This window comes from Rhodococcus sp. SB1D (assembly GCF_048573875.1).
In the GTDB taxonomy this organism is placed as follows: Bacteria; Actinomycetota; Actinomycetes; order Mycobacteriales; family Mycobacteriaceae; genus Rhodococcus_F; species Rhodococcus_F qingshengii.
The window spans coordinates 1-7,723 of record NZ_JBMAIQ010000032.1; the positions used below are offsets into that span (position 1 = coordinate 1).

Annotated in this window: 5 protein-coding genes; 2 read left to right on the plus strand and 3 right to left on the minus strand. The window is 60.3% G+C overall.

Translation table 11 applies throughout. From position 1 onward, the window contains the following. From ACN50D_RS31080 to ggh, 3 genes are all read right to left on the minus strand, one after another. A partial coding sequence (locus ACN50D_RS31080) for an isopeptide-forming domain-containing fimbrial protein (protein ID WP_419970254.1) occupies positions 1 to 2,637 on the minus strand: 2,637 nt, incomplete at its 3' end. A gap of 979 nt (positions 2,638 to 3,616) precedes the next feature. Beyond that, positions 3,617 to 4,312, minus strand: a complete 696-nt coding sequence (locus ACN50D_RS31085; RefSeq protein WP_370334015.1) for a glycoside hydrolase family 25 protein — start codon at positions 4,310 to 4,312, stop codon at positions 3,617 to 3,619. Positions 4,313 to 4,419: 107 nt separating this feature from the next. Continuing rightward, positions 4,420 to 5,757, minus strand: a complete 1,338-nt coding sequence (gene ggh, locus ACN50D_RS31090) for a glucosylglycerate hydrolase (protein WP_042449890.1) — start codon at positions 5,755 to 5,757, stop codon at positions 4,420 to 4,422. Positions 5,758 to 5,867: 110 nt separating this feature from the next. Here ggh and ACN50D_RS31095 point away from each other — a divergent pair, with 110 nt between their 5' ends. Together ACN50D_RS31095 and ACN50D_RS31100 are read left to right on the plus strand one after the other, a co-directional pair. After that, the gene (locus ACN50D_RS31095) at positions 5,868 to 6,566 is read left to right on the plus strand and encodes a haloacid dehalogenase type II (protein WP_058228553.1); all 699 of its coding nucleotides are present in this window, start codon (positions 5,868 to 5,870) and stop codon (positions 6,564 to 6,566) included. A 72-nt stretch (positions 6,567 to 6,638) separates the two neighbouring features. Continuing rightward, complete coding sequence (locus tag ACN50D_RS31100) at positions 6,639 to 7,550, plus strand: cation transporter (RefSeq protein ID WP_058228554.1); 912 nt, start codon at positions 6,639 to 6,641, stop codon at positions 7,548 to 7,550. The last annotated feature ends 173 nt before the right edge of the window (positions 7,551 to 7,723 follow it).

Sequence of the window (7,723 nt, forward strand, 5' to 3'; positions counted from 1 at the left end):
TAAATCATCAGTCAACACAACAGGATTGAGCGTCGTCTTACCGGTGTTCGTACCTGTCACCGTATACGTGATCGTCTGACCAGCATTGACGCCGGTACCCGATGCCGGATCCGCAGTCTTCGCGACAGTGAAACCGGGAACCGAGTGATTCGTCTCCACCGGAGGAGGAGTGATATCCGGACCGGTCGGCGGCTTCGCAGTACCCGTGACCTTGTTGTTCAAGACCGTACCCGCAGCGACACCGTCGTTGACCTTCACCTCGTAGGTCAGGACAACCGACTTGCCGGCTTCGAGAACGCCAGTCCACGAGAGCGTCGTACCCGACAAAGTCGGAACAGCCACGGAAGCTCCGTCAATGGTCGCCTTCAGCGAACCAGGAACGACAGCAGCATTATTGAGGACCGCACCCAGATCGTCATTGATCTGTACCGGATCAAGCTTCGTCTTGCCGGTGTTGGTGCCGGTGACGGTGTACTTGATCGACTCGCCGGCCTGAACCGTCGAACCGGAGATCGGATCGGCAGTCTTCGCCAGCGTAAAACCTGGAACCGAGTGATTCGTTTCCACCGGAGGAGGAGTGATGTCCGGACCGGTCGGCGGCTTCGCAGTACCGGTGACTTTGTTGTTCAGAACCGTTCCCGCGGCAACGCCGGCATTGACCTTCACCTGGTATGTCAGAACAACAGACTTACCGGCCGGGAGATTCGCGGACCACGACAAAGTGCTGCCCGAAAGAGTCGGAGCAGCAACAGGAGCACCGTCGATGGTCGCCTTCAGCGAGCCCGGAACGACAGCAGCATTGTTGAGAACCGCACTCAGATCATCGGTGATCGTCGCGGGAGTCAGGGCCGTCCTGCCGGTGTTGGCACCGGTGACGGTGTACGTAATGGTGTCGCCGGCCTGAACCGTCGAACCGGAAACCGGATCAGCCGTCTTGGTCAGCGTGAAACCAGGCATGGGATGCGTCGTGCAGAGATTGGTTGCAGGATCACATGTTGTGGGGGGAGTTGTAGTCCCCGGAACCAGATAGTTGTTCAGAACTTTGTTGCCGCCGTCTTTGACAGTGACGGTGTATGTGACTGTCCCCTTGCCGCCGGCCGGCAAGGTGCCGCCGACCTTGATCTTGTCGGCGCCGTTCAATGCGGCGGTGAGTCCGCCGGTTGCAGCACCGACCGCAACTGTTCCGTCATCAATGACGTCGGCGAGGTAGTCCGTGTAGTCGATCGTTGCCGGCGCAGTGCCCGGATTCTCGAAATTCAGAGTGTAGGTGATTGATTGGCCGATATTGACCGTCTCACCGGTAGGTGGTGACGACGACTTCTTCACGAGAACCGGGGTGTTCTTGACCTTGCAATACACGTTGTCACCCGGTGTAAGTGCGGCCTGCGCAACGTCACCGACCCTGAGGGCCTGGGTCACGCCGTTTACCTGGCAATCCCACGATGTCGCATAGTTCGCGGTCTTGGTCGCCGAGGTAGTTGGCTTCTCCCAGAACGTGACAGGGGTGGGCGTGGTATCTGCGAGGAGCGTCCGCCAGCCAGTCGATGCCGTCGTATCAGTCGCACCGGTCGTGGTGCTCTTGATCTCGGTTGCTGCAGCGGCGCCTGCATCAGCGTGGTGTCCGGTGCTCATGCCGATAGTGAAATCGTCACCGGGGGTGACGCGCGTGAGGTCCTTGTCGATCTTGACCTTCGACAGCAGCACACCGAACGCCAGGCCCTGACGCGAGGTCGCCTGAACGGTATTTCCGAAAGTGGCTGCGAAACTTGTCGGAGCAGTCGATGCAACGACCAGCGTTCCGGGCGTGCGCCCCTGGCCATTGACGTTGTTCCACGAATCGCATCGGACGGTATTGGCTGGCATACCCGTCAGCCCACCGTCACAGGCCCGAATTCCGGGGTAGGCAGGATCACTGTCGTCACCGACGGTACGTGCGATCTGCCGTAGAGGCTTGTCCGAATTGAAAGTGAGGAATTCACGGTCGTTCGTAGTATTGATATTCGCGTCTGTCGACTCGGCGTCGGCTGCTACGAGCCCGTAGTTGTTGACGGCGCCATTCGGCCCCGTCATCACGATGTTCTTCAGCGAGACTGTTCCACCGGACTGACCAGCGGTGGCTGAGGTTTGGTAGATCGCCGGCTTGATCGTCGTCGGCACACCCGTGTACGCGGAAGTTCCCAACGCTGCATAGTGCAACGTGGGAAATGCCTTCGTTTCGATCCCCTGGTGTGTCTTTCCCGCTACCGAGTCGGTGAGGAAAGCCTTGAAGTTGATCTTGTAACCGTCGGTGAGCTGGATTTCCATCGACTGCCCTGCCGCAGAAGCAGCCGTTGCCGCATCGAGCGTCGACATATCGATCCAGCAGATGTTCTGCGAGAACGGACCGGTGCCGGGGGCGCTGAATGCGCAGCCTTTTGCAGGCTGTTCATCCGGAAGAACAGCGGCGCGAGCCGGCGCCTGAGCCTGAACGGGGCCGCCGAGCGTCGCGGCCGGCTGCGCTGACGCAACCACTGCCGTCGCGCCGGAGATACCGAGAATCATCGCGATGGCGGTCCATACCACCGTCCACGCTCGCACCCAGGGCGGGAGCCCTGCGGTGAATATGGCCGACCTTGTCGGCGGTATGTCGTTAGGCATTTCTTACTCCCCAGGATGTGCCTGATCGATGTTCGATGGACGGAGATGCGAGAGCGCTGGCGCGAACTCCCGGTTGATCGGTTGGTTCGGGTCGATGCGCCTGTTTTCGGCTGATCGACCTCACACCGGACGCTGTTGCCGGTCCTGTCATTCGAGCTCCTCTTCGGAAACACCTGCGTGTTGGAAGAGCCGCCCTGAACAGGACCTTGGCCCTCGAAATCCGCGCAAATCGAGAGCAACCTTCCAGTTATCAGGAACAAGATAACAGATAACCGGGAGCTTGCCCATCGAAAGTCGGACAAAGCAGACCGATCGACGTTTTTGTTCGTAGATCGGACAAGCTTCGAGGAGCAGTGTTGTCCGAGCGGACAATTCAGCCCTCGGAGTGCGGCACCGCGGCGAACGCGATGACATTCAATGTTTCCGCTGACCAGATCGGGTGACGACCAACCTCAAGGAAGGTACGGAATCTGGACAAATGCCCAATATGGATAAGGCCTGTTGGATGCGCCACAGACCCTCGAACGACGGTCGGAAACCCCGTCCTGAATGGAGTCCGATCACCCGTGCGAGCACGTCGAAATTGATCGAATTGATCCAGACCACACTCAGCGACGGCTGCCGGTAACGAAGCATCCCGAGGCTCCGATAATTGGATTGCGAGGCACCAACTTCGCCCGAAACCGGGCGGCCGCCTTCGATTCAAACCCAACTTCAAGTCCGTTTTGTAGCTTTTCAGGCAGAGCAGTTCTGCTCATTTTCTGCCATAGCTATTTTCTGATCCTGCTCAGCTAGTCGAAAGTTCAGCGACCGTGGCTACCGCCCGGCAGAATTCTCGTAACTGACGAGCAACAACCGGACTAACCAGCCAAGCGTCACAAGAGTGCCAAAAAGGGCCCTTCCGCGTGCCTCGAGGCAAATGCATCGAGGGCGAAAGGGCCCGAACCGGGCACCACGGAGCCAAGGGCCCCGCCGCAAACTAGCTGCTGCCGAACCCCACACTGTTGGCGTAGCGATCGAAATCGCCCTGGGCTCCGCTGTAGACGTTGATATCAGTGTTTCCGGTGATTCCGGGGATGCGTCCGGTGCTGGTGTACTGCCAGAAAGTCCAGTTGGACCAACCGCCGGGTAGCGGCCCCGGTGCGTTCTGCCCGTTGTAATCGGCGATCCACAGCGGGTAGTGGTTGAACTCGGTGGTGTTGGCCATCTGAGTACGCCAGAAGTTGGGATACGTGTAAATGATGGGCTGCCGCCCGGTAAGTGCCTGGACTGTATTCAAGTAGCGATGAGTCCAGTCGATGACCTGCCCGGCGGGCAGTCCCTTCGCGTCCTCGAGATCCAGAACGGGCGGGAGGTCACCAGGTCCGTTGATACCCAGGACGATCGCCGAATAGAAGGCGGCCTGGGCTTCGGGGGACTGGCGAACGTCTGCGTAGTGGTAGGCCCCGCGCGAGACGCCGGCAGCACGCATGACCAGGCAATCCTGGATGAAGTACGGATTGACGTAGTTGAGCGACTCGGTGGCCTTGACCATCGCGAACTCGTGCCCTGACGCCTTGACCTGGAACCAGTCGATTCCGGTTCCGTCCACGTGCTGCCACGAAGAGACGTCCGGGCCGCGGGGAGCGTCGGCAGCGGCGAGGCCAGGTGCCGTGATCGCGATGGCAGCTGCCATCGCGATCGGGGTGAGCTTGCCCAGTGTCCTGACGATCCGTCGCTCGACCATTTCCCGAGACTAAGGTCGACTAGTCCGTTTTGTCCCCTAATTCAGGGAATGTTCACTCAACCGAGCCAATCGAGAACAGCCGCAGCGGTCCACGACTGTTGCATACTGCCCAGCGGCTCACCGGTGAAAGGCTCGTAGTATTCGGCAAAACTGCCATCGCTGGCCTGCCGCAACCCCTCCGAACGCAAGACGTGCGATCTCTCGGCCCACCCCCGACGCGCGAAGGCCCACGAGAACAACCACGTGATCACCGGCCACACCGGGCCACGCCAATACTCCCGAGGACGGAAATCGCCGGAAACCGGAGACGTCGACGGTGGGACAGCAAACCGCATGTCCGGGTGACCACAGAATTTGGGCCCCTCGAAAGTGCGCAACAGAGCGCGCTCGGCATCGCGGCTCAGGCCGCCGCACAGCAACGGCGCAAACATCGCGATGGTTTCGGTATGAACCCATCGCCCGGTGCGAAGATCGAAATCCTTTGCTGCACCTGATCGTTCATCGGTGGTGGCAATCACGCCCTGCCGGAATCGATCTGCCCAACCGCGCAGATCACGGACGTCGGAGTTCGGCCGCGAATGCTCCTCACCGATAGTTGCCAAGACGTCGCATGCCATCGAGAAAACCGCACTGACAAACACGTCCTCGACGGCAAAACTCATGGCAGTGGCGAGTTGAGAATCCTCGTACCGCACGGCCTTCATCTCTTCGAGAAGCCAAAGGTAGCGGTCGTATTCGTTATCCGTGGGCCGCTGAGACAGGTCCGTCACCACAGCGAGATCAGCACGCTGATACGCAGGCACTTGTCCCGCAACAACATTCGCGTACGCCAGATCCCAACGCGGAGAGTTGTCCATCCCAGATTCCCACCCGTGATAGAGCGCGATACGGCCGTTGCCGTCGAGATCGCGGGCCTCCGCCAACCACCGGTGCCACCGAACCAGATCGCTCCAGCGCCGGTCGAGGAACTCTTCCGCGACCGCACGCGTCGTACGTCCGTGCCGACGCGAATGATCGAGAATCCGCTGCACCGCGATCGCGTGAACGGGGGGTTGGGTGATTCCCGATGTAGCGGTACCCAAAGGAGCATGCGCTGCCAACGCATTGACATCCCACCGCGTCGGTCCGGGGAAGTAGCCGTCGACACCGTTCGCGAACACGATGTGCGGAATCATTCCGTTCTTCCACTGAGCCGAGAGCAAGGTATCGAGCTCTACTACCGCCCGTTCGACGCTGAGCGGCGCCAGACCTACCGCCACGAACGCGGCGTCCCAGCTCCACATGTGGGGATACAGCTTCGGGGCAGCGCTGGTCATCGTGCCCAGGTCGTTTCCGCGCAGCAAGTAGGCAGCTCGGGCGGCGAGCTGAGTCGGGGTAAATCCGCGGTCGGCCATAGATGTCTATTTTGCGACGCGTCGAGCCTTTGCGCTCACCGAGCACGAATCCGGCGCTGCAGCCGCAATAATGAAGGAAGTCCGTCGGGTGATCTCGGAGTGGAGGCCTAGTGCGCGAGAAGATCAAAGCACTGCTGTTCGACGTCCAGGGCACAGCGACCGATTTTCACAGCACACTGTGCCGAGAGGCCCGTCGAATCACCGACGCCGACGTGGACTGGCCAAGATTCGTCAATCTCTGGCGCGCTGAGTACTTCGCGAACACCTCCGAGGCCGACGATTCCACAGGCGAATGGGTGACAGTACATTCGGTGTACCGCGAGGCTCTGCGCAAGCTGTTGGCCCGCGAGAGCATCGAACTTTCCGATGCCGAACAGGAAGAACTCACCACCGCCTGGAAATTCCTGGACCCGTGGCCCGACACTGTCGCCGGCCTGACAACCCTGCGCCAGCAGTACACAATCGCTGCCTTGTCCAACGCCGACGTGAATGCCGGAGTCAGCATCTCCCGGCACGGAAATCTGCCATGGCATGCCGTCTTCACTGCCGAAATGGCCGGCGTCTTCAAACCAGATCCGAAGATCTACCACCTGGCTGCTCGATATCTCGGGTACGACCCGGCCGAGATCATGATGGTTGCCAGTCACAAATATGACATCCGGGCGGCCAAAGCTCTCGGATTCCGCACAGCCTTCATAGCTCGACCACTCGAATTCGGAGCCAGGGGCAATCCCGATGTGTCCTTCTCCGACGAGTTCGACATCAACGCCGAGGACTTTCTCGATCTGGCAGCGCAATTGGTCCACTGATCCCGTGCCTGCGCGTCGTTGCTGGTATTCCTACGTGGAGGAATATCGAAACGGACAGGCGGTTTGGAATTCATGGGCACCAAGGAAGACAGCGCTACCCGCGAACGCAAGGCCCTGCGGTACTCGCTCGTGGTCGCAACGGCGTTGGCTGTGCTCGCCGCATTCTGGGGCTGGATCTCGCAGTCCCAGGTGATCCTGCTCGACGGTGTGTACGCCCTCATCGGAATGGTGTTGACGGCGCTCTCACTGCGGGTCTCGCGGATAGCCGACTCGGGCCCCACCGCACGCTTCCCGTTCGGTAAGGAGGCATTGATCCCGGTCGTCATCGCTGTCCAGGGCATGGCATTACTGGCGACGCTCGCCTACGCTGCAGTCGAGGCAGTTCGTGTCATCCTCGCGGGCGGAGCCGACGTCACCGCGGGGTCTCTGGTGGCATACGGCGCTGTCAGCGCGGTGGTGTCGATCATCATCTGGCGCTACGTCCGACAAGTCGACCGCACATCTGATCTGCTCGTCGCCGAAGCCAGGCAATGGGGAGCGTCGACTGCCTTCAGCGCGCTGGTCGCAGTCGGTGCTGTCGTCGCAATGATCCTGGGCCGCACCGATTTCTCCGACGCCGACCGATATGTCGACTCCGTCTTGGTCCTCCTCGGCTGCGCGATGCTGGTCCCGCAACCGTACGCACTTCTGCGAACCGCACTGATCGAACTCCTCGAAGGTGCTCCCGGCGAAAACGTTCAGGCCCGCGTGCACGATGCCATCGCCGTCGTCCGCGACGAATTCGGCTTGGACGAACCGACTCTCACCATGAGCAAGGTGGGTCGCAAGCTGTATGTCGAAGCGACGTTCATGGTCGCGCCACACAGCTGGGACATCGACGGTGAAGACGCAGTACGACGCTCGTTCGCCACCAGCCTCGCCGATCTCCCCTACGAACCGTGGCTGAACATCGAACTGACTACAGATCCGGCGCTGATGCTCTAGCGACGGAATCTGCTCTCGAACAACAGAATCACGACGGCCGGGCCCACCTCACCTTCCCGAAAACGCCCTTGACTCGAAAGTATGTTCGAGTATGATGGAAGGTAGAACGGGGGGTTCTCATGACGATCAACATCACCGAAGATGCTGTCACCGACGTGGTCAACAGCTCCGCC

What these genes read in the sequence shown, in the direction of transcription:
- ACN50D_RS31085 (WP_370334015.1), bottom strand. Translation starts at nt 4,312, where the DNA reads ATGGCAGCTGCCATCGCGATCACGGCACCTGGCCTCGCCGCTGCCGAC.
- ggh (WP_042449890.1), bottom strand. Translation starts at nt 5,757, where the DNA reads ATGGCCGACCGCGGATTTACCCCGACTCAGCTCGCCGCCCGAGCTGCC.
- ACN50D_RS31100 (WP_058228554.1), top strand. Translation starts at nt 6,639, where the DNA reads ATGGGCACCAAGGAAGACAGCGCTACCCGCGAACGCAAGGCCCTGCGG.